We start from the raw sequence: 22,736 nt of genomic DNA, 5'->3' as shown, positions 1-22,736 counted from the left end.
CATCGAAGTGAGTAACAAAAATTAGCTACAGGTAGTAAAGGTTAATTTACCGCCATTACTCGCTTGTGAGACTAAATCAGCACACATTGGCGTAGTAAACTGCTTGATATCGTTAAGGTTCATTGAGACTTGTGTCGCGGTATCAGCATTAAAGTACGTGATCTCTCCGTTTTCTAGGTTGTAAACGAAAGTCTCCCATGTTGCGTATGTTGCACCATTCGTTGGGTCGATAACATCTTGGCTAACGAGGTTACCAGCATCAAACATTGCTTTCATTTTTCCTCTAGTTTGTTCCCAAGTTTCATCCGCAGTCCACTTTGTATTGGCTGAGTTATATAAGCCACGAACATTGCGATCACGGGATGAAATAGAACCTGGCAGTTTTTCAGCGTCAGTCATATCAAATGTCTTAACATAAGCACGATGATCTTGCTGAAGCGGGGCATTTGCCATAACACGTAAGTCAGAATTTGCATCGCCACGGTGAACTTTCATTTCTCCGCCCGCATTAAGTTGGAACAAGGCGATATTACCTGCTTTATCTTGCACAGATACGTGGAAGCCATGTTGATGACCCGCAATTCCGGTTTTCCAAGCAACTTGCCACTCACCGTTATTAAATGCATTTACGGCTTCATCAACAGTTTTAAAGTTTTCAACTAAGAAAGGCACAATATCTGATAGATGAAGAGCTGGTGTACCGTTATCAGCCGCATCTTTAATAAAGGCTTTTGATGGGTCTTGATAAAGCAATGAAGCTGAGAATCCTTCGGTATTAATTGCTTCACCTGTTGTGCCATGGAATGTTTCAATTTCTTCAAAATACACAGTTTGGTATTTCGTATTCCATGTTGCTGGGTTGGTATATTCTGGCACTTGGCGAGATGAACGCTCCATACCAATTGGTGATACCTTAGCAACACTTGATAGACGCTCCCCCCAATCGTATGAGCGTGCAACGGTAATGCCATGAGCTTCCGTATCGGCAATGATACGAGAACATGCGTTCGCAGTTGAGATTGCACCTGAAATAGAAACAGCAGCAAGAGCGGCAATGGTAATTTTGTTTAGCTTTGTCGATTTCATAATCACACCTTTGGCTTGGGAGGTGCAGGTAATAATGATATGACCTGCAAATCTTTTCGTTTGGATGGCGCCATTATCATCGTTACGTCGTAGACAGTGAACATCACCAAGAGTGGCTTAAACCCTCTCTAACTGCTATTTTTGTTAGTGAAGTAAATGTGGGGGATATATGGCAGTAACTTTGGAGCAACTTGAGGCTTTTGTTGAGACGGTAGAAAGAGGAAGCTTCAAGCAAGCTAGCTATCGTTTAGGAAAACACACCACAACAATCAGTGGGTTAGTGGCAAATCTTGAAGCAGAAATGGGGTTAGATCTTTTTGTTAGAAAGCCGCGTTCGTTAGAAATTACTCAATATGGTAAAGAGATTTATCAGTATGCCAAATCTGTGATTCGTGAGAATGAACATCTAGCAATAAAGGCAAATAGCCTGTTACAAGGTGTGCCAACTAAGCTATCGATTGCTGTTGATTTGTGCTTAACGGATGACCGATGGTTTAAGATTTTATCTTCAATCATGACAAAATATCCAACGCTAGAGTTACAGGTTCTAAACGGTGATCCAATGCAGGTCAGAAGTTGGGTGCTGACGAGCCAAGCAGATATTGGCTTTAGTCTGAATACTTTTCATCGTCATCATGAGTTGTCGGTTGCGGATGGTTATCGTTTTAGAGTGATTTCGGTTGCTTCGCCATCTCTTGGATTGAAAAACAAAGTGGTGAGTGCGGAAGAGCTCCGAGGTGAGTTGCAAGTTGGCGCTTTGTTTATGAAGCAGTTGGGCCAAGAGGAAACGCATAACTTTAGTAATCGAATGCTATATAGCAATAATATGCAAAGCACTCTAGCACTAATTAAGTCTTCCCCTACATGGGGGCTGTTACCTGAGTTTTTATGTTATTCAGCTTTGAAAAATGGTGACGTAGAACAGTTTTTCTTAAGCCCGACGGAAACGACTCGGCCAAATCAATGGTCGACAGAAGTGATATGGGCTTTAGGTAAACCAATGAATGCTGCTATGGAGCTGTTTTTGTCAGAAGTGACAGCATTAGCTGATAGAGAGTAGACATATGAAAGGAAGAGTAAAAGGTTAGATATGTCATACGTATCCTTTTTAGTAATAATTCTAAAGTCTTCATTAAAACTTTTCTTAAAAGGAATATTTATTAGGGCAGTCTCTACCCATTCTTCTTCAATAAAATTTGTGAGATGTGATTTAGTTGACAGAACCATGAATTACATACTGGTACGACAAGTATAAATTGATCTAAATCATGAATCGGAATTGCCATATCACTAGTATTTATGTGGCTTATTTTTACTGCTGCATAAATATGAATAAAGCATGCTGGTGTCGTACCACAGAGTGAGTGTGCGCGAATGAAGTAGTATATAAAATGTTTATTTAAATGGATTTAATTTCGAGCGATGAAGTACAAGATTAATGGATTTCTTTATTATGATGCTACCGATGCAACATTAAGCATTGATGATAATGGTACTTCAGATACCCACCTTTCTATTACTGCGAATGCCTTACTGTATTTTTTATTACAGCACCCTGGGGTGATCACTCGTGATGAAGTCATGAAAAAAGTATGGGACGATAATGGGCTGACTTCATCAAACAGCAATCTTAATCAGTATCTGAGTTTATTACGCAAATCGTTTCGTAATTACCAGATCGATGATGTGATTGTCACCATTGCTCGTGGTCGACTGGAAATTAATAAAGATCTGTTGATTGAAGTCGTTGACGATAATCCGCTGCATCCTATCTTTTCCAATCAAGAGGTTACGCCGGAAAAAGCAGCGAAGGCTAAACACAGTGATGATGACTTACCAGAGCAAACAGAGGAGCAAGAGCGTAATTGGATGATGGCTAGTGCAGCCTTGTTTACTGCTGCATTGGTGTTGTTATGGACGGCTATTATTTCTGAACGTTCGATCAATATCGTTCAACTGAACCAAGTGACATCGGGTGTTTGTGAGCTGTTTTCGAATGAAAACATGATTAATTCTGAAATGGCAAAAAGCTACCGAAATAGTTTCGATGCGGTGAGGAAAAAACTCGGCTTAGAATGTAATGATGATCGGCGATTTATTTTTTATTACAGTGATAAATTTAAAAATAAAGGATTAGGGCGCACTTTCATGGCGCAGTGTGCCAAAAACGACAATAACCCCTATGCCTATTGCGATAACTACTTTTACTATTCTTGGAAATAAGCATGCACTCAAATAAAGGCGGTAAGATCTTTTTCTTTTATGCGCTTATTCTGTTTTTGCTTTGTACTTTGCCTTTTTTATCTAAAGTGATGCCTGAGAATAGCGGCGAAATGAAGTGTGCCGCTCGCGCCATCATGCACTTTGAAGATACTGAGACAGAAACCGTGAATGTAAATGTGCATTTCCATTTTGCTACCGGCGGCACTGGCTCGATGGTGGTGGAAGGTTATTCAGATTCCAAGGCTGGCTGGCTTTACATGCAGCGGTATGTGAAGTTTGAGTATTATAGCCAGCGGGTCTCTGATCTTGAGCGGATGTACAAAGTAAAAAGCTGGTCATCAAGCAAATCTTCCATTGATGAAACGCCGGATGTAATTTTCGATTACTTTATGCGTGAAATGTCCGACAGTAACCACGCGTTGCAAATACAAGTGCAGCAACTTAACCACGATACTGTGTTGCTGAGCTCAATTAACTCGCCTCTGTTTGTCTGCTCTATCACGGGTTAATCTGGTATCAAGTAGGAATGAGTCTTTGCTCATTCTTACTTGTTTTTAGCGGTTTATCTGACTTCTTCATCTTGCCAAGCCCCAAGCCCCAAGCCCCAAGCCCCAAGCCCCAAGCCCCAAGCCCCAAGCCCCAAGCCCTAAACTTAAACGCAATCAGAACTGACCTATCTATAACCGGTCACTCATTTATAACTGCGGTTTACTAATAACTGAATGTCGTTGCGTGATTTTGTCGCTCTAAGTGCTCAACGTTTTTAGCTCCAGGCCAGCCTGCTGGCAAAGTTGGTCACGCCGTTTTTTACCATTTTGCGTTATTTTGAGTGGCTTGGCTGTCGGTCGAAAACCCTAATAAGCAAATTATCATTAGTTACTTACTCTTGGCCTAGTGCTTGGCTTTTCATTTGCTTGTTCAACACTGACTTGTGCCGTATTTGCTAGTCAAATTCCGCTCAATTCTTCCTTCACCTTACTTTCAAACTGCGATTACAAGACGGCGCAGTTCACAGTTTTAGGACTGAGTTTGCCTGCAGATAAGAACCATTTTCAATAAGGATTTCTAACGGCGCTAATTCGCTATATAAGGTGAAATATGCTGTTAGGCAAAATCGTAAAAAGATAAAAAACAGGAATAACCCATAAAAGAAAAGATAAATAGCGCTTATTTATAGAGTAATAAACTAAATATCTCACCCATGCCGAGTAATCTGCCATTGGCGATCTTGGGGCGATATAGTCGTTCCGAGGTCGCTAATGGCTTGTTCAATTCGTTCTATCACAACAAGCCTTCAGTCATTTAGCAGCCTTCCAATAACAATATTTAATCCCAGTAACGGAGGAATCAAACATGGGTGACGCATTAGGTTTGATTGAAACAAAAGGTCTTGTGGCGTGTGTAGAAGCTGCAGATGCAATGTGTAAAGCCGCTAACGTCGAGCTAATTGGCTATGAAAACGTGGGTTCAGGTCTGGTCACTGCAATGGTGAAAGGTGATGTAGGTGCGGTGAAAGCTGCGGTTGATTCAGGCGTTGAGTCTGCACAACGTGTGGGTGAAGTTGTGACTTCGCTTGTGATTGCACGTCCACACAACGACATCGACAAAATCGTTATTAAGCACAAAGCCTAAGGCGAGCAAGGAGTTTAGTAATGAAAGATGCATTAGGGCTGATTGAAACCAAAGGTTTAGTAGCTTGTATCGAAGCGGCAGATGCGATGTGTAAGGCTGCCAATGTTGAATTAATTGGCTACGAAAACGTGGGTTCAGGCTTAGTGACTGCCATGGTTCGTGGTGATGTGGGTGCGGTTAAAGCAGCAGTTGATTCTGGTGTTGAATCTGCTCAGCGCGTAGGTGAAGTCGTGACTTCGCTTGTGATTGCGCGTCCTCATGCTGACATTGAGAAAATCGTTTCTCAATACACAGTGACTGAATAAAGGAAAATCCTATGAAAGACGCATTAGGTCTTATCGAAACAAAAGGGTTAGTTCCGAGTATTGAAGCGGCTGATGCTATGTGCAAAGCGGCAAATATTGAACTTATCGGCTACGAAAATGTGGGCTCTGGCTTGGTCACCGTGATGGTGAAAGGCGATGTAGGCGCTGTGAATGCAGCGGTTGAGTCTGGTATCGAAGCGGCTCGTAAAGTTGGTGTGGTTGTATCGCATCGTGTGATTGCTCGCCCTCATAACGACATCGAAAAAATTGCCTCTCAGCATCAAGCATGAGGGTGATCCTGCTGGCAAGGCGCTTGCCTCGCTAGCGGGAAGTAAGATGAAGGATTATTGGTCATGATGTTAGATAAAGATTTGCAATCCATTCAAGCCGCTCGCGAGCTGGTGAAGAATGCGAAAAATGCACAGCGCCAATTTGCGAAGTTGTCACAACAACAAGTCGATAAAATTGTTGCTCACATTGCAGCAGAAGCTGCCCGCCACGCTGAACCATTAGCAAAAGCGGCACACGAAGAAACAGGTTTTGGTCGTTGGCAAGATAAAGTACTTAAAAACCTATTTGCTTCAACCCAAGTACACGAACATATCCGCGATATGAAAACTGTGGGCATTATTGCTGATGACTCAGCGAATAAGGTCATGGATGTCGGTGTACCTCTTGGTGTGATCACCGCACTTGTTCCGTCGACAAACCCAACGTCGACCATTTTCTACAAAACGCTGATTGCGCTTAAAGCGGGTAACGCGATTATTTTCTCGCCTCACCCAAATGCAAAAGTGTGTAGCCAACAAGCGATTGAAGTGGTGAAACGTGCAGCTCAAGAAGCAGGTGCGCCAGCCGGAATCGTTGATGGTGTGACATTGCTAACTATGCAAGCGACTGAAACGCTAATGAAGAGCAAAGACGTGTCTTTGATCTTAGCAACGGGCGGTGAAGGCATGGTACGCGCGGCTTATGCTTCTGGTACGCCAACAATCAGTGGCGGTCCGGGTAATGGTCCAGCGTTCATTGAGCGCAGCGCGAATGTGCCGCAAGCGGTGAAAGACATTATCACCAGCAAAACGTTTGATAACGGTGTGATTTGTGCGTCTGAGCAATCCATCATTGTAGAGCGTTGTATTTACGATCAAGTTCATCAAGAACTTATCCGTCAGGGTGCTTACCTGATGAACGAACAAGAGTCAGAGAAATTGGCTGCGCTCTTGCTACGTCCAAACGGCATGATTAACCCTGAAATGGTTGGTCAGTGTGCACTGACTGTGGCGCAAAAAGCGGGCTTTAGTGTTCCTGCTCACACCACAGTATTGGTCTCGCCTCAAACGACGGTTTCACCGAAGAATCCATACTCACGCGAAAAACTTTGCCCAGTGCTAGGTCTGTATGTTGAAGAAGATTGGCATACCGCTTGTGCGCGTGTCATGGAACTGCTGACCAACGAAGGCATGGGTCATACCTTGGTGATTCATACCCAAAACACCGACATCGTGCGTGAGTTCGCGTTGGAAAAACCTGTTTTCAGAATGTTAGTGAACACCCCAGCTGCGCTTGGCGGTATCGGTGCAACCTCAAATCTGACGCCAGCACTGACTCTTGGTTGTGGTGCGCTTGGTGGTGGTTCAAGTTCTGACAACGTGGGCCCAATGAACTTGCTTAACGTGAGAAAAGTGGGTTACGGCGTACGTTCGATTGAAGAGTTGCGTCAACCGACAGCGCCTGCTGCGTCTGTTTCTGCGGCAACAGTACCTGCTTGTGAACCAAGCTACACCTCGTACCAAGAGCCAGCTCCCGTAGCTCCTGCGGCAACGAATAAACCTGTCAGTATCTTTGAAGATACCCGTTTCACTGGCGGTTCGCCTGCCGCGACAGCACCAGTGGCGACGACTTCAAATGGTGATGATCGTTTTACCTCAACCGCAGCACCTATTGCGCCAGCCAATGACACTGTAAAACACGATGCGTGTAATGACATCTCGGAAGCACAAGTCGAGCAAATCATTAAACAAGTCATGGGTCGCATGGCGTCATAACCGAATAACCAAGGTGGTAAGAAGATGATTCTTGCAACAGTGACTGGGCACGTTGTCGCGACCCAGAAGAGTGATGAACTACGTGGCTCGAATTTGTTGTTGGTTACGGCATTGGGTGATGACCTAGAACCGATTAAAGATCGCACTTATGTCGCGGTCGACAGTGTTGGTGCTGGGGTTGGTGACCAAGTGTTAGTCGAAGAGTACTTCGCATTGCACAAGCATGATTACAAAGCGATGTCGATTGTCGCGATTGTCGAAAAGATCCATCAAGGTCGATAGGAAAAGGCACAACCATGAATGATTTTCAAATCAAACCAGCAATTCAATTTGGTGCGGATGCACTGAATAAGCTGCGTGCCTTACAAGGTCAGCGAGCATTGGTGATCACAGATCAAGCCATGGTGAAATTTGGTATTGCCGAGATGGTAACTCAACCATTGCAAGCCAATCACATGACGGTTGATGTGTTCGCTGATGTCACGCCAGACCCTGATCTTTCTGTGATTGCAAATGGCATGAAAGCCTTTGTGGCAGCACAGCCTGATGTGGTGGTGGCTGTGGGTGGTGGCTCGGTGATCGATGCAGCGAAAGGGGTGATTTACACCTTGGCGCAAGGCGGTCAATTGGCGCAAAAACCTTACTTTGTTGCCGTGCCAACAACGAGTGGTACTGGTTCAGAAGTAACGGCATTTTCGGTGATTAAATCGAATACCGAAAAATGGGTGGTGGTGGATGAGTACATGCTGCCAGATCTCGCCATTCTCGATCCGAACCTTGTGAAATCAGTGCCAGCCAGTATTACCGCTGATACCGGGATGGATGTGCTTTGCCATGCGCTTGAAGCTTACGTGTCTAACCAAGCGTCGGACTTTAGCGATGCGCTGGCTGAAAAAGCAGTGCAGTTGGTATTCCGTCATTTGCTTGATTGCTACCAGCAAGGCAGTGACTTGCATGCTCGCGAAAAAATGCACAACGCATCGTGCATTGCAGGGATGGCGTTCACTAATGCTTCGCTTGGTATTACGCACAGCTTAGCTCACGCCCTCGGCGGCAAGTTTGGTGTACCGCATGGTCGTGCCAATGCTTTGTTGATGAGCCAAGTGGTAGCGTTCAACGCCGATTATCAAGGCCAGTGCGACACACTCGCAGCGCAAAAATACACCCGTCTTGCAGCATTGTTGGGTTTACCAGCCGCAAATGCGCGGGAAGGTGTACGTAGCTTGATTGTTGCCATTGACGTGTTGCGTGAGCAATTGGGTTTGCCTGCCAATATCCAAGCCTGCGGGATCACAGAGTACGACTTTAATGCCACGTTAGCTGCGATGGTGACACTGGCGAAACAAGATAACTGTACCCCAACCAGTCCACGCTCAGCGAGTGAAACAGAACTGGAAACCTTGTATCGCCAGAGCTTTCTATCGGCCTCGTTAACTTAGCGTTAGCCGTTAATCTGATTTCAGTTTTTATCCAATATTCAAGTGGCCAGTTCTGCTGGCCACAGGGAAACAAAATAGTAGGAGAGGCTAAACATGGCCAACTATTCTCTAACGCCACGCGTAAAAATGCTGGCAGAAAAATTACTTGCGAAGAACAGCTCAATTAATTCTGAGCGCGCAACCATTTTGGCATCAATCGGTGAAGATATTGCTGGTATGCCACCACTAGTGAAAAAAGCGCAACACTTTAGCCAATTGATGGCAGATCTACCGCTCTACATTGGTCAAGACGAACTGATTGTGGGTAGTCAATCATCAGCCCTTCGTGGTGCTATTTTCCACACTGAAGAAGAGCTAAACAGCCCATCAGTATTTGGTTTCTTAAATAGCGACAACACAGATACACCCGATTACATGACAGTGATTAGCACAGGTTTTGATGTGCTAGCACAACACATGGAATCACGTCTGAAAAATATCGGTAGTGCTATTAGCCGCAACGGTATGGACGAAGTAAACCAAGGCAAAGCAATGCTGCTTGCGTGCAAAGGTGCTGAAACCTTAACGCAACGCTTGGCGGCTGAGCTTGAAGCGAAAGCAAACCTTGAAATGCACCCATACCGCAAAGCGGAACTTCAAGAATCAGCAGCAACGCTACGTCATATTTTGGGTCAACCAGCACGCACTTTTAAAGAAGCGTGCCAGGCGTTCTACCTAATTCAATTGATGATGCACCTTGATAACGGCGGTTACGCAGTGGGTCATATCGGTTTCGATAAGGCGCTATACGGTTACTACCAACGTGATATTAATGCCGGTGTGATCACCCCAGAACAAGCGTACGAAGTGATTGAATGCCTATGGCTGAAATTGGTTGAGCTGTCTGAAGTGCGTGCCGATATGGCGAATACAGGCTACCCAATGTTTGACTGGATGGTGCAGGGCGGTGCAATGACCGACAGCCAACTGGTTCAAAATGAACTGTCAGCTATGTTACTGGCGGCGCGTAACAACCTTGCCAGCTTGAACAACGGCCTGCAAATGCGTTTGTTCCAAGCGGGAGCGGTTGCACCACAAGCAGCAACACCTTGTTTTGCGCCAGCAACGGATAGCGCGTGCGATGTGAAAGAGATGGAAGGCTTAACGCCACGTATGCAGCGCCTTCGTAACAACTACTTGAAAGCGCGTCCAAGTGTGTCTATCTACCGTGCGCAAGCGTTCACCGAAGTAACCAAGAAAAACCAAGGTTTACCGCTGATCCTATTGCGAGCTAAAGCTTTTCGTTACGCGTGTGAAACGGCACCACTATTGATCCAAGATGACGAGCTAATCGTTGGTCACCCATGTGGTAAGCCTCGTGCAGGTGCTTTCTCACCAGATATCGCATGGCGCTGGGTACGCGACGAGCTTGATACCATGAGCACGCGTCCACAGGATCCGTTTGAGATCTCTGAAGAAGACAAGCGCGTGATCCGCGAAGAAATCGTACCGTTCTGGGAAGGTCGCTCACTGGATGAAATCTGTGAAGCACAATACCGTGAAGCCGGTCTGTGGGACTTCAGTGGCGAGACTTTTGTCAGTGATTTGTCTTACCACCAAATCAATGGTGGCGGTGATACTTGCCCGGGTTACGACATCCTACTGTTCACCAAAGGTATGAACGGCATCAAAGCTGACGCGCAAGAGAAACTGGCGTCGCTAAGCATGGAAAACCCAGACGACATCGACAAGATTTACTTCTACAAAGCGTCGATTGAAACTTGTGAAGGTGTGGTAGCTTACTCTCACCGTCTCGCGGCTCATGCTCTTGAACTAGCAGAAAAAGAAACGGATCCACAACGCCGTGCAGAACTGCTGACTATCGCGCAAACTAACGAAAATGTGCCAGCTAATCCCCCGAAAACACTACAAGAAGCGCTGCAAAGCATCTGGACTATTGAGTCGCTATTTGAAGTGGAAGAAAACCAAACAGGCTTATCGTTAGGTCGTTTGGACCAATACTGTTACCCAATGTACCGTGCGGATATCGATTCTGGTCGCCTGACGGAAGATCAAGCATTGGAAATGATGCAGGCTTTCATCATCAAGTGTGCTGAGCTGATGTGGATGTCGAGCGAACTTGGCGCGAAATACTTTGCAGGTTACCAGCCGTTCATCAACCTAACGGTTGGTGGTCAGAAACGTCAAGGTGGTGATGCGACCAATGATCTAACCCTGATGATCATGGACGCTGTTCGCTACGTCAAAGTGTACCAACCATCGCTTGCGTGTCGTATTCATAACCAATCACCACAGAACTACCTTGAGAAAATTGTGGATGTGGTTAAAGCGGGTATGGGCTTCCCTGCGTGTCACTTCGATGACTCTCATATCAAGATGATGCTACGCAAAGGGTATGACTTTGAAGATGCACGTGACTACTGCTTGATGGGTTGTGTAGAACCTCAAAAATCAGGTCGTATTTACCAGTGGACATCAACAGGTTACACCCAATGGCCGATTGCAATTGAGTTCGTGCTAAACCGTGGTCGTATGGTGCTATTTGATAGCTACCAAGGCTTGGATACGGGCGATCTCAATCAGATCCACACTTTCGAACAGTTCGATGAAGCAGTGAAAGCGCAAGTCGCACACATCATCAAATTGTCGGCGATCGGTACCGTGATCAGCCAACGTGTTCACCGTGATGTTGCACCTAAACCACTGATGTCTCTGATGGTTGAAGGTTGTATGGAACAAGGTAAAGACGTTGCTGCTGGTGGTGCGGTGATCAACCACGGTCCTGGTTTGATCTTCTCGGGTCTAGCGACATACGTCGATTCAATGGCTGCGATCCGCAAACTGGTCTTTGAAGATAAGAAATACACCCTAGAGCAAATGCGTGATGCGATGCTGGCGAACTTTGAAGGTTTTGAAGAGCTACGTCGCGATTGTTTGAACGCACCGAAATTCGGTAACGATGACAACTACGCCGATGAGTTTGCTTTGGATATTACCGAGTGGACTGAACGCGAATGTCGTGATTATCAAATGCTGTACTCCACCATGAGCCACGGCACCCTGTCTATCTCTAACAACACCCCAATCGGTGAGCTAACCAATGCGACACCAAATGGTCGTCTAGCATGGATGCCATTGTCGGACGGTATCAGCCCAACTCAAGGTGCAGATAAACATGGCCCAACGGCAATCATCAAGTCAGTGAGCAAGATGAATGTTGAAACCATGAACATCGGTATGGTGCACAACTTCAAGTTCTTGAAAGGCTTGCTAGATACGCCAGAAGGTAAGAACGGTTTGATCACCTTGCTACGTACCGCATCAATCCTTGGTAACGGTCAAATGCAGTTCAGCTACGTTGATAACGAAGTGTTGAAGAAAGCGCAGCTTGAGCCAGAGAAATACCGCGACTTGATCGTGCGTGTGGCGGGCTACAGTGCTTACTTCGTAGAGCTTTGTAAAGAAGTTCAGGACGAAATCATCAGCCGTACCGTACTTGAGAAATTCTAACCCAGCCTAAGGGGGCATAAAGCCCCCTTAATTACAAACCAACACCAAGCCTGATCTCGTGAGCACAGGCAAGCGCACAGGCGAAGTGAGGAGAATAACAATGACTGGGATAGCACAAGTGAGTAATGAAACAGAACTAAAGGGACGTATTTTTAATATTCAAAAATACTCCATTTATGACGGTGATGGGATCCGCACGCTGATCTTTTTCAAAGGCTGTAATTTGCGTTGTGACTGGTGTGCCAACCCTGAAGGGCTAAGCAGTAAGTTCCAAGTGATGGTAAGCCACGATAAGTGTGTGCAATGCGGCAAATGTGCTGAGGTTTGTCCGGCGGGCGTGCACCTGATGTCCACTGATGCCAACGGTAATCGCGTTCATAAAGTGGATCGTACCGTGGATTGTATTGGCTGTCGCAAATGTGAAGAAGTGTGCATGGGCGACGCGCTCGATGTGATGGGTAAAGACGTCACTGTGGCGGAGCTGATGGAAATCATTATGCAAGATTATGATTTCTACATGTCTTCAGGTGGTGGTGTGACCCTGGGTGGCGGTGAGTTAAGCATGCAAACCGATTTTGCGGCGGCGCTGCTAACTGAATGCAAAAAGCAGATGATCAATACCGCGATCGAAACCCAAGGTACAACGCGAATTGAGAACTACGAAAAGTTAGCTAAGTGCGTCGACTTGTTCCTATTCGACATCAAGCAAATCGATACCAATCAACACCGAGATTTATTCGGAATTGGTAACGAAGGGGTGAAACGTAACCTTGAACGCTTGGTTGAGCTCGGTGCCAATATCGTGATCCGCATGCCGCTGATCCGTGGTTATAACGATTCTTATGATTCGATCACCGGTGCATTTGAATACGTGATGGATCTTGCGAAACGTGGCAACGGTAATATCCAACGCATCGATGTTTTGCCTTACCACCAGTTTGGTAAGACCAAATACGACAAGCTCGACATGATCTATCCCATCAAACAAGACCTTGGATATAGCGAAGAAGAACTGACGAAACTGAGTGATTTCTTTACCCAGTTCGATTTCGACATTCGCTTAGTTCGACATTAAGGAGCAATTATGACGATAAGTCTTGGGGTGATCGAAACCGTAGGTTTAACCAGTGCTATTCACGCCGCCGATGCAGCGTGTAAAGCGGCAGGGGTGCACCTAACCGGTTACCGAAAAGCGGGTTCTGGTTTAGTTTCGGTTTATTTCGAAGGTGAAATCAGTGCGGTAAACGCCGCTGTGGAATGTGGTTTGGATGCGATTCGTGATCAGGTGACAGAGTGCATGTCGTTAGTGATGGCTCGTCCTGATAGCAGCGTGCTTGCGATGTTAGCGCATGGTCCGCTGGTACAAGTAGAGAGCAAAGCACTTCAGTCGCAACCCGTGCAAGAAACCCCTAGCGAGCAACAGACTTCGACAGAAGAAGAGGTAACCCCTGAATCCGTGATTGCGAAGGAAGGGAATACAACAACAATTGCGGCGAACACAACCTCTGAGCCGCAAGGCGAGCAACCATCAGAGCAGACTGTTCCACCAGCAATGGAGCAACAAACTGCGGCGTCTGCTGATACTTCAGCAACACAAGAACCAACAGAAGTATCGGCAGATAAAGCATCTACCCGTAAGTCTGCGACTTCACGTCGTAAGCGAACTAGCGGTAAGTCGCAAGGAAGTAAGAAATGATCAATGCAGCATTAATGGATCAGATCCAACAACGCCTTCCTGCGAGTCAAAACGTATCGCGATTTGAAACTCACAGTGCGGCAATGGGGATCCCAACAGGGGTGTCTAACCGCCATGTGCACTTATCACAGGCGGATATCGAAGCGCTATTTGGTCAAGGCTATCAACTTACGCCATTAAAAGAGTTGCGCCAACCGGGGCAGTTCGCGGCGAAAGAATGCGTGATGGTGGTGGGGCCGAAAGGCAGTATCAACAAGGTACGCGTATTGGGCCCAGCAAGACCAGAAACTCAGCTCGAAGTATCGAAAGCCGATTGCTACGCCTTGGGGATTAAAGCGCCAGTGCGTGAGTCGGGAGACTTGTACCAATCCGCCGATGCGTTATTGGTTGGCACCGCAGGGCACGCCAATCTGCAATCGAAAGTGATTTGCGCCCAGCGCCATATTCACATGACACCGCAAGATGCGCAGATGCTTGGGGTGGAGAATGGCCAGAAGGTGCGTGTTAGTGCGGGTCAGCAATGTGGTTTGGTGTTCGAGCAAGTGGTAGTGCGAGTTGATAGTCGCTATGCGCTTGAATTTCATATCGATACTGACGAAGCCAATGCAGCAGGTATTCGCAACGGTGAAGCGGTTTATATTGTTGAGTGATGGAGTTGACCATGGATGCACAAGACTTCAATGACAACACCATCAAAGCACTAGTTGAGAAGGTGCTGGCACAGATGGCAAAGCCAACCTTACTGGTACTGACGGCTGCGAATGGGTATCGCCAAGAAATCGCATCGCAACTGGGTACTTGGCAAGGTATCCAATGGCATATCTTGACGCTACCCGACACACCAAATGAGTTTGCTGCGGTGCAGCATTTAGGTACTCAAGTGCAATGGGACGCAAGCAAGCCCGTAACTTGGCTGGATCAATATCAACAGGTGCTGTTTCCATTTTTGGATGTCGCTACCTTGGCGGAAGTCAGTAATGGCTTACACCTGACCCCCGCAGGGCAGGTATTTCAGTATGCGTTAATGAAAGGTTTACCAACCTATGCGCTGAATTATCAGTGTGATTTAACCAGTGAATTGAACCAGCTATTGGGGCTCGCCAGCAATCAAACCATGTGTGAGCGCGCCACATCACAGCTAGCAACACTAACGCAGTTAGGGGCTGTGACAGGCTCATTCGCTGAAATCAAAGCTGCAATGTTGGGACAAGCCGAGGCCAAACAGGCAGAACCTGCGCCACTCTCGTCAAATACAGCAGTATCAGAACCATTAGCACCAGAATCATCAACATCAGGATATATCACCTTGAACGAGGTGATGAGCAAGGGAGTAAATGCATTCACGTTGCGAGATAACTTAACCGATCTCGCGGCGGAATATTTAAAAGAACAACAACAAATTCAGTGATTATTTTTATCCAATCGTTAGACAAAAATTTAAATAAGTTAGGAGGCATAAAATGTCTGAATCAGTAAAAAAATGGTTGTGGATGGCGCTAGTTATTGCGTCTGAAACATCAGCGACCTCAACCCTCAAAATGTTTGATACCAGTGTGGGCTTTACTAAAACTGCGTTACTAGCCGTGATCGTGCTGCTATACGTGGTGTGTTACTACTCACTGTCTCAAGCAGTGAAATACCTTCCTGTTGGTCTTGCTTACGCAACGTGGTCGGGTACTGGCATCTTGTTGGTATCAACCTTAGGTATGGTGTTCTACGGTCAGCACCCTGATATGGCAGCAATGATCGGGATGACCATTATTGCCAGTGGCATCATCATTATGAACCTGTTCTCGAAAATGGGTGAAGAAGAAAGTGAAGAAACTGAAACCGCACCAGTAGTACAAAAAGATGGAGAAGCACAATGTTAAATGCAGGCGTATTATGGTTGGCTCTGTCAATTTGTTCAGAAATCACAGGCACCTCTTTCATTAAGAAGACCAATAACTTCCGTAAATTAGGTCCTTCTGTTTTGGTGATTGCGGCTTACAGTACTTGTTACTTTGCGCTAACGAAAGCGATGGGCTACATCCCTGTGGGTATCGCGTACTCACTATGGTGTGGTTTCGGTATCATCGGTGTGACCATTTTCTCTATGGTGCTTTACAAGCAAAAACCTGATTTCCCAGCCGTGCTTGCGATGGGCCTAATTATCACTGGTGGTGTGATAATGAACATGTTCTCGCAAATGTAACTGTTCCATTGAATGGTTAATACAGAGTAAGCCGACCTTGGGTCGGCTTTTTTGTGTCTGTATTTTGTCGATTTAGAATGTTTAATTGTACTGTTTAGGGAACTAACCAAGCGCTGATCAGTCATAACCTACTTCGTACCAACATTGACACTCGATTTCATGTATATCGCTCAGCGAAAACAAACACAATTTACCAACCTGACACTCTTGTTAGTGTGGTGGGTTATTGGTGTGTGTTTAGCGAATAACATGGGATTACTCAGTGGATGTACTCAATCGCTAAGTCACACTGAATCGGTACAAAAGGTCACTTCAGTTGGTTATGTCAGTGTAAACCATCACGCTATTGATACCGCCGCTGCACAGCATGATAGTAAAGGTTTGAGCACCAAGTGCGATCTATCTGAACACTTGATTACGTTCGAGCAACTGCAAGTTGCCCAATATGCTTTGCTGACGTTGTTGGTTGCGTTGATCTTAGTTATAGGGCTTCGCTCCGCATTTCATTCTCTTCCTATATTTACAGAGCCTATTCTCCAACAGGGAAGGCGGCTTCATCTTACCTTGTGTGTCTTTCGGGAATAACGCCTTAGCCTTTGGCCTAAGACAACTTTAAGGCGTATGCCTGATATCGAATATCACCTCTACTTTGTGAGTGACGTGGTTCTGTTGACGACTGTGTTCTATTGACTACGTTGAGAGCGATGCTTAATCGGCATTAGCTCTTCGTCATTATGATGTGTTCACGAAAGAGGGGGATGAGTAATGCCAATACAGTAAATCAGCGTTAGCTGGTTATTTGGGTTGGTATAAGACATTAGCTCGCAACTCGATTTAGTGTGCGAGCGCATAGGAAAAATAAGATGAAAACCTCAATTAAAACCAAAGTTAATAGCCGTGTAACTCTGTCCTTAATGGTAGCGCTGGCTTTCGCTTTTTCGCCTTTATCTTTTGCTAAGACTCAGCAACAAAAGATAGATGAGATCAATCAGATGCTTCAGGACAACCCAAGTGTTATCGATCCGCTATATGATAATTTGCATGCTTACTTTACACAGGAAAAGCAGTTTCAAAAGGTGTTAAGTGATAATCATGATTACATATACAACAACCCTGATCTGCCGTGGTTTGGAGCTAGTGATCCCAAACTGACGATTGTTGTATTAACTGACTTTAGTTGTCCGTGGTGTAAGAAGCTAGATCCCGTTGTGCATCGAATCGCGAAGGAGCACCCAGAGGAGATCAAAGTGATCAATATTTTGGTGCCGTTGAAAGAAATGTCATTGACTACCAACTCGACTACCTTTGCCCTCAATGTATGGAAAGGGCAGCGTGATAAGTTTGATGCGGTGAATAAAATGCTCATTAGTAAACCGGGTTTGCATGATGCGCGTTCAATTATGACGGTGGCGAAAGCCAATCATGTAGAGCAATATGTGGCAGAAGACGCAGTCTCAACCCAAATGGCACAACGAAATTACCAGTTATTTAATGATCTCGGGGTGCGTGGTACACCAGCAATCTTAATTGGTGATCAATTAATTCCGGGTTACATTCCTTACGAGCAGTTATCACCAATGATTGAGAAGTTGTTGGCAGATAAGAGCTCAGCATTTTAGCTATTTGAAAAAGAAAAAAGCCTCCTGATGGAGGCTTTTGCTTATTGTGTTATTGCAGACTGATTACCAAGTGTACTTAATACCTACACGGTAGCGTAGTTGACGTTCATCCGTGGTGCGGCTTTGTTTTACTTGACCGACTTCAACGAATGGGCGCCAGTTTTCACCATCGGTTGTTTTGATTGAGTACATAACGCGCACGTTGTGAAGGTAGTCGGTTGAACCGTTATCAAATAGTGGCTGCGCGTTGCTGGCCATTTCTTTCCAGAATTGGAATTCGTATTGGAAATCCCAATCACCTGTTTTATAGCCTAGCCATGTATCGAACTGTTGGATTTTCGAATGGTAGCTATTGCCGTCAGTACCTTGTTGACCGTAGTCCCAGAATTTCCACTTATAACGGCCTTGGACACGGAAGCCATTATCAAACGCGTAGTTCAAGCGTACATAAGGCACGTATACAAGACCAGCCGAGGTGAAATCCAGTGAAGCGCCAGCTAGACCGACAATGTTTTTGTTGAGTTTTTTGTAGTAAAACGCAGAAAACTCAGAGCCATTCATTGTCATGTAATCAAACGCACCCTCTTTGTTGGAGTAACGGGCATCTAATTCAAAACCAATGTTTTTACCTGTATCTAGGAATGCTTTAAAGCGGTCAGCGTGTTTTTCTGAACCATCTAGATATTGGTGGCGGTATTCAACCGTGGTTTTATAGTCGTTGGCAAAGGCTTGTGCTGATGATGCTGCTAATAAAGAGGCAAGCATAATTTTGGTTGTTGTGTTCATAATAACCTTATTTTTAAGTTGGTATTGGATCTAGTTGTGATGGGTAAATTAGGTGTAAGCATTCGCTGTATTGGCTGGCACTTCTGTCGGGCGCCAAGGATCACCGGTATGCTCAAGCCAAGGCATCAATTCCTCTTCTACTAATTGACGAACTAGGCTTTCGTTTTGCTCGGCGATGTTTTGCATTTGATAAGGATCTTGTTGGTTGTCGTGCAGTACCACGGTGAGCGGTTTGCCTATCTTGCGATCCATCATCAAGGTGTAACGATCGGTTCTTACGCCGCGACGACCATAAGATTGCCCGCCGTAAGGCATAAAGGTGTAGAACTGGGATGTTGGCTTGGTATCGCCTTCAAGCCCTTGCAAGGTATTGGCGAAGTTGGTGCCTTCTACGGTATCTGGGATCAGCTCAGGCATACCCATTAAGCCAAACAAGGTTGGGTAAATATCAGGGGCCGAGAAGAGAAGATCGTCTTGGCGCGGAGCCAGTTTTCCAGGCCAGCGGAACATCATAGGGATCCGCATGGATTCATCGTAGTGATTGTTTTTGGTTGGTTTTCCGTGTGAACCAAGGCAGCAACCGTGATCAGAGAAGAACACAACTAAGGTCTCTTCTTCGAGACCAAGACGATCCAGTTCATCGACAATACGACCAAACTGTTCATCAACGCCATTTACCATGGCCATGTATTCTTTAAAGAACTCAGGTCCGTACCCCTCAAGGTATTCTTTATCCCACTGCACATTTGGGCGGGTATTTAAGCTTTTTGATGTTTGTCCTTTGAGGCGATCGAGATACTTTTGTGGTACTTGATCGTAAGGAGAGTGCGGTGGGTTCATCGACACCACTAACGTGAAAGGTTTGTCGTTATCACGGTAAGCACCGTTTTCGTTTCGAAGGTACTTAATCGCAATATCGGCCTCATGTTCAGGGCTCCACTGATTAACGCGAATAGGTTGATCACGCGGTGTTTCATTGGTCCAGTACATTGGGGTGAGGTGTTTATCGTAAGTACCGTATGAATACCAGAAATCAAAACCATGGCGTCGATCTGGCGCTGTCCAATCATTCCAATAACGTCCTTCCATTGGGTTGTTATAACTCGGCACGAAAGGCGCTTCAGGCGTATCAAGGTGCCATTTGCCGATATAACCCATGCTGTAACCTTGATCTTTCAAGATATCAGACCAAGTCGTGGTCTGTTTTTTCAGCTCAATACCAAAGTCTTTCCCGCCGAATTTACCAGGCATCGCAGTATGGCTATTGCCTTGGATACCGTTGCGATACGGGTATTGCCCTGTCATCAACATGCCGCGAAAAGGGGTACAAAGTGGAAAATTAGAGACTGCTTGGCGAAGCACCACACTTTGTTTCGCAAAACGGTTTAAATGAGGTGTGCTCGATGGGTCTTGCTTCATAAAGCCCAGAGCGTGAGCGCGCATTTCGTCGGGAAAGACGATCAGCAGATTGGGTTTCTTTTTCGGCGTTGCCAGCCCTTCACTCGATGCTAACGAGGAAGGCGATGTTGCACATCCTGCTGTTGCCGCAACAGCACTGGTGGCTGCCATGCCTTTAAGTAAGCTACGTCGCGAAATAGACATAGGTTCTCCTGAAGTGAAACGTATTGGATGTTTAAAAACAAATGAAAGGGTGTATTCCTTTCATCGCCCTTGTGTTTTGTTATTTTTTACACCTAGCCAAGCAATTAAATGTTCGATTGCTTGCGAATTGCTTCGGATCGTAAGTGATCGAAATGTCAATGGCTGTGTAATTGATCACAAAAAACAAATCGAAAGCTTTTTAGCGCTATGACCGAAAGCTACCGACGGTGATATGTCACACAAATCGTGTAAGTTGGAGGCTGGATTGTGGCTTTACGTTTGGCATTCGCTATTACGAGGGTTATGATATGAACAAATGCGTAAGAGTACGTAAGAGTAAACGCAACAACACGAAAGATTGTGAAAGAGATCAAAAGTTTTCATTTCTTGCGTTGTTGCTTTCGTTTTTAGGTGTAAGCTGTATTCGAAATCAAGCGAAAGAGATTTCGCTGGTTTCGTAAGGAGACAAGGTAAAAGTGAAAAGTGCAGTCGAAAGGCGCATGGAAATTGTCAACGTGGTTAACCGTGATGGAAAAGCCCGTGTCGAGGACCTTGCCGCACAGTTTGATGTCTCTAGTGTCACTATTCGTAGTGATCTCAGTTTTCTGGAAAAAAATGGTTATGTTGTTCGTTCACACGGCGCAGCCATTCCAAATACTGGGGTGATTGCTGAGCTGACTGTTCATGAGAAGCGCCGCCAAAATGCCGGCATTAAATCTCTTATCGGTCAGGCAGCAGCGAAACTTATCGAAAGTGGTGACACTGTAATTCTGGATTCGGGAACGACTACGCGAGAAATCGCAACCAGCTTGAAGTCGCTGGAAGATGTAGTGGTTATGACCAATGGTCTGGATGTTGCAATGGAGTTGGCGTCAGCACCTGGAGTAGAGGTTCTGATGTCGGGTGGTGTACTTCGTAAGAATGCACTCTCTTTTTCGGGCTCACAAGCCGAACATAGCTTAAAGAATTACCGCTTTGATAAAGTGTTCTTAGGCGTGGATGGCTTTGATTTAAGAGCAGGTATCACAACACACAACGAACAGGAAGCTAGTCTTAACCGTTTGATGTGTGAAATTTCTGAACAAGTGATCGCAGTTGCTGACTCAAGTAAGTTTGGTAAACGTAGCTGTCATATGATCCGCGAATTCGGAAACATTGATACTTTAGTAACCGATTCTGACATTCCTGAAGATTACGTACAGGGTCTTCGTGAAATGAAAGTTGAAGTGATTATCGTCGATAAAGAGTAATTTCCCGCCTAACTCCATAACAGCATTTCAGATGTGGATTATGGAGTTAGTACATGAACACCCTTCAAAATCTCGTTCAACGCCATAAAGCAGGTGATCAAAATGGTATCTATGCCGTTTGTTCTGCTCACCCTCTGGTGATTGAAGCGGCGCTTAAACAGGCGTTGAACGACGATTCGTTATTATTAATTGAAGCTACCTCCAATCAGGTCGATCAGTTCGGCGGTTATACAGGCATGACACCTGTCGACTTTCGCAACTATGTATTGGAGCAAGCGGAATTACTTCAATTCCCAACGGAAAACCTCATTTTAGGTGGCGATCACCTAGGCCCCAACCGCTGGCAAGCGCTTAACGCTGAAGAAGCTATGCGTAACGCTGATGATTTGATTGCGGCGTATGTGGCGGCTGGTTTCAAGAAAATTCACCTCGATTGCAGCATGTCTTGTCTTGGTGACCCTATTCCTTTATCGGATGAAATTGTTGCAGAACGTGCAGCAAGATTGGCGAAAATTGCGGAAAGCACCGCGATCTCAACTTTTGGTTCAAGCGATCTTTCCTATGTGATTGGCACTGAAGTACCGGTACCGGGTGGGGCGGCAGAAGCGCTTAATGAGCTGGAAGTTACCTCTCCTGAAGCGGCGGTAAAAACGATTGAGTGTCACAAGGCTGCTTTCGAAAAGGCGGGAGTCGCTGACTGTTGGTCTCGAGTGCTTGGTTTAGTGGTGCAACCTGGTGTGGAGTTTGACCACACAGGTGTGATTGATTTCTGCCCTGACAAAGCCGTCGCGCTGAGCGCGGTCGTCAATGATTACGATCATTTGATTTTTGAAGCCCATTCGACCGATTACCAAACCGATAAAGCCTACCAAGCTCTAGTTGAAGGTCATTTTGCGATTTTGAAAGTGGGCCCTGCGTTAACTTTCGCAATGCGAGAAGCGCTCTTTAACCTTTGCGATATTGAAGAAGAAATTGTCCCTAAAGCGCACTGTTCCAATCTGCGAGAAATGATCGAGCAGCAGATGTGTAGCGCACCCGATTATTGGAACAAGTACTACCACGGTGATGAACATCAACAGCGCTTTGCCCGCTGTTACAGCTTCAGTGACCGTATTCGATATTACTGGCCAGATGAACAAATTCATCATGCGCAAGAAAAGTTGTTTGCCAACTTATCGCGCATAGGCATTCCACTTCCCCTATTAAGTCAGTATTTGCCTGAACAGTTTCAAGCGGTTCGTGCAGGGCTGATTGAATCTGAGCCGCAAGCTTTGGTTCTCGACAAAATTCAGCAGGTGCTTCGCAGCTATGCGAAAGCCTGTAAGCAAATTAAAGGTTAAGAGGTACAA

At 45.7% G+C, this 22,736-nt stretch carries 22 protein-coding genes; 19 read left to right on the top strand and 3 right to left on the bottom strand.

The window, feature by feature from the left end; genetic code table 11:
• Nucleotides 1-21: 21 nt before the first annotated feature.
• Nucleotides 22-1,086, bottom strand: a complete 1,065-nt coding sequence (locus tag A3K86_RS16510) for a linear amide C-N hydrolase (protein ID WP_068333594.1) — start codon at nucleotides 1,084-1,086, stop codon at nucleotides 22-24.
• Nucleotides 1,087-1,267: 181 nt separating this feature from the next.
• On the opposite strand from A3K86_RS16510, the gene A3K86_RS16505 reads away from it, so the two are divergent.
• The 17 genes from A3K86_RS16505 to A3K86_RS16420 all read left to right on the top strand — a co-directional run bounded on the left by A3K86_RS16505 (nucleotide 1,268) and on the right by A3K86_RS16420 (nucleotide 17,749).
• The gene (locus A3K86_RS16505; protein ID WP_198160439.1) at nucleotides 1,268-2,146 is read left to right on the top strand and encodes a LysR family transcriptional regulator; all 879 of its coding nucleotides are present in this window, start codon (nucleotides 1,268-1,270) and stop codon (nucleotides 2,144-2,146) included.
• Between the two features lie 362 nt (nucleotides 2,147-2,508).
• Nucleotides 2,509-3,309, top strand: a complete 801-nt coding sequence (locus tag A3K86_RS16500; RefSeq protein ID WP_068333588.1) for a winged helix-turn-helix domain-containing protein — start codon at nucleotides 2,509-2,511, stop codon at nucleotides 3,307-3,309.
• A 2-nt stretch (nucleotides 3,310-3,311) separates the two neighbouring features.
• Entirely contained in the window at nucleotides 3,312-3,818 is a 507-nt protein-coding gene (locus A3K86_RS16495) for a FidL-like protein (RefSeq protein ID WP_068333586.1), read from the top strand.
• Between the two features lie 844 nt (nucleotides 3,819-4,662).
• Entirely contained in the window at nucleotides 4,663-4,941 is a 279-nt protein-coding gene (locus A3K86_RS16490) for a BMC domain-containing protein (RefSeq protein ID WP_048899356.1), read from the top strand.
• Between the two features lie 20 nt (nucleotides 4,942-4,961).
• The gene (locus A3K86_RS16485; protein ID WP_068333582.1) at nucleotides 4,962-5,246 is read left to right on the top strand and encodes a BMC domain-containing protein; all 285 of its coding nucleotides are present in this window, start codon (nucleotides 4,962-4,964) and stop codon (nucleotides 5,244-5,246) included.
• A gap of 11 nt (nucleotides 5,247-5,257) precedes the next feature.
• Nucleotides 5,258-5,536 (top strand): BMC domain-containing protein, encoded by a 279-nt coding sequence (locus A3K86_RS16480; protein ID WP_068333580.1) that lies wholly within the window; start codon nucleotides 5,258-5,260, stop codon nucleotides 5,534-5,536.
• Between the two features lie 63 nt (nucleotides 5,537-5,599).
• Nucleotides 5,600-7,291 (top strand): acetaldehyde dehydrogenase (acetylating), encoded by a 1,692-nt coding sequence (locus A3K86_RS16475; protein WP_068333577.1) that lies wholly within the window; start codon nucleotides 5,600-5,602, stop codon nucleotides 7,289-7,291.
• A 24-nt stretch (nucleotides 7,292-7,315) separates the two neighbouring features.
• Entirely contained in the window at nucleotides 7,316-7,573 is a 258-nt protein-coding gene (locus A3K86_RS16470; protein WP_068333574.1) for a EutN/CcmL family microcompartment protein, read from the top strand.
• Between the two features lie 14 nt (nucleotides 7,574-7,587).
• Nucleotides 7,588-8,730: a 1-propanol dehydrogenase PduQ gene (locus A3K86_RS16465; protein ID WP_068333571.1), complete on the top strand. Its 1,143-nt coding sequence runs from the start codon at nucleotides 7,588-7,590 to the stop codon at nucleotides 8,728-8,730.
• 93 nt (nucleotides 8,731-8,823) lie between these two features.
• Nucleotides 8,824-12,240, top strand: coding sequence for a choline trimethylamine-lyase (cutC, locus tag A3K86_RS16460; RefSeq protein WP_068333569.1), 3,417 nt, complete (start codon nucleotides 8,824-8,826; stop codon nucleotides 12,238-12,240).
• Nucleotides 12,241-12,340: 100 nt separating this feature from the next.
• Complete coding sequence (gene cutD, locus A3K86_RS16455; protein WP_068333566.1) at nucleotides 12,341-13,315, top strand: choline TMA-lyase-activating enzyme; 975 nt, start codon at nucleotides 12,341-12,343, stop codon at nucleotides 13,313-13,315.
• A gap of 9 nt (nucleotides 13,316-13,324) precedes the next feature.
• Nucleotides 13,325-13,936, top strand: coding sequence for a BMC domain-containing protein (locus A3K86_RS16450; RefSeq protein ID WP_068333563.1), 612 nt, complete (start codon nucleotides 13,325-13,327; stop codon nucleotides 13,934-13,936).
• Complete coding sequence (gene pduL / locus A3K86_RS16445) at nucleotides 13,933-14,586, top strand: phosphate propanoyltransferase (protein WP_068333560.1); 654 nt, start codon at nucleotides 13,933-13,935, stop codon at nucleotides 14,584-14,586. Before A3K86_RS16450 ends, pduL begins: the two co-directional genes overlap by 4 nt.
• 11 nt (nucleotides 14,587-14,597) lie before the next feature.
• Nucleotides 14,598-15,344 (top strand): hypothetical protein, encoded by a 747-nt coding sequence (locus tag A3K86_RS16440; protein ID WP_068333557.1) that lies wholly within the window; start codon nucleotides 14,598-14,600, stop codon nucleotides 15,342-15,344.
• A gap of 52 nt (nucleotides 15,345-15,396) precedes the next feature.
• Nucleotides 15,397-15,807, top strand: coding sequence for a DMT family transporter (locus tag A3K86_RS16435; RefSeq protein ID WP_068333554.1), 411 nt, complete (start codon nucleotides 15,397-15,399; stop codon nucleotides 15,805-15,807).
• On the top strand, nucleotides 15,801-16,130 hold the full coding sequence (locus tag A3K86_RS16430; RefSeq protein ID WP_068333552.1) for a DMT family transporter: 330 nt from the start codon (nucleotides 15,801-15,803) through the stop codon (nucleotides 16,128-16,130). Before A3K86_RS16435 ends, A3K86_RS16430 begins: the two co-directional genes overlap by 7 nt.
• 863 nt (nucleotides 16,131-16,993) lie before the next feature.
• A complete protein-coding gene (locus A3K86_RS16420; RefSeq protein ID WP_068333548.1) occupies nucleotides 16,994-17,749 on the top strand; it encodes a DsbA family protein in 756 nt (251 codons plus the stop codon).
• A 63-nt stretch (nucleotides 17,750-17,812) separates the two neighbouring features.
• Here A3K86_RS16420 and A3K86_RS16415 read toward each other — a convergent pair whose 3' ends face one another.
• Nucleotides 17,813-18,535 (bottom strand): oligogalacturonate-specific porin KdgM family protein, encoded by a 723-nt coding sequence (locus tag A3K86_RS16415; RefSeq protein ID WP_068333544.1) that lies wholly within the window; start codon nucleotides 18,533-18,535, stop codon nucleotides 17,813-17,815.
• A 48-nt stretch (nucleotides 18,536-18,583) separates the two neighbouring features.
• Nucleotides 18,584-20,137: a sulfatase family protein gene (locus A3K86_RS16410; RefSeq protein WP_068333542.1), complete on the bottom strand. Its 1,554-nt coding sequence runs from the start codon at nucleotides 20,135-20,137 to the stop codon at nucleotides 18,584-18,586.
• A 476-nt stretch (nucleotides 20,138-20,613) separates the two neighbouring features.
• On the opposite strand from A3K86_RS16410, the gene agaR reads away from it, so the two are divergent.
• Nucleotides 20,614-21,387 carry a transcriptional repressor AgaR gene (agaR, locus tag A3K86_RS16405; RefSeq protein WP_046874374.1) on the top strand — a complete coding sequence of 258 codons (774 nt, stop codon included), beginning with the start codon at nucleotides 20,614-20,616 and terminating at the stop codon, nucleotides 21,385-21,387.
• A gap of 53 nt (nucleotides 21,388-21,440) precedes the next feature.
• Nucleotides 21,441-22,727, top strand: a complete 1,287-nt coding sequence (kbaZ, locus tag A3K86_RS16400; protein ID WP_068333539.1) for a tagatose-bisphosphate aldolase subunit KbaZ — start codon at nucleotides 21,441-21,443, stop codon at nucleotides 22,725-22,727.
• Nucleotides 22,728-22,736: the final 9 nt, after the last annotated feature.

The sequence above is a fragment of the Photobacterium jeanii genome, from assembly GCF_001650345.1.
Taxonomy (GTDB): Bacteria; Pseudomonadota; Gammaproteobacteria; order Enterobacterales; family Vibrionaceae; genus Photobacterium; species Photobacterium jeanii.
The sequence above is the reverse complement of the archived record's forward strand: the minus strand, read 5'-3'. Positions and strand labels throughout refer to the sequence as shown.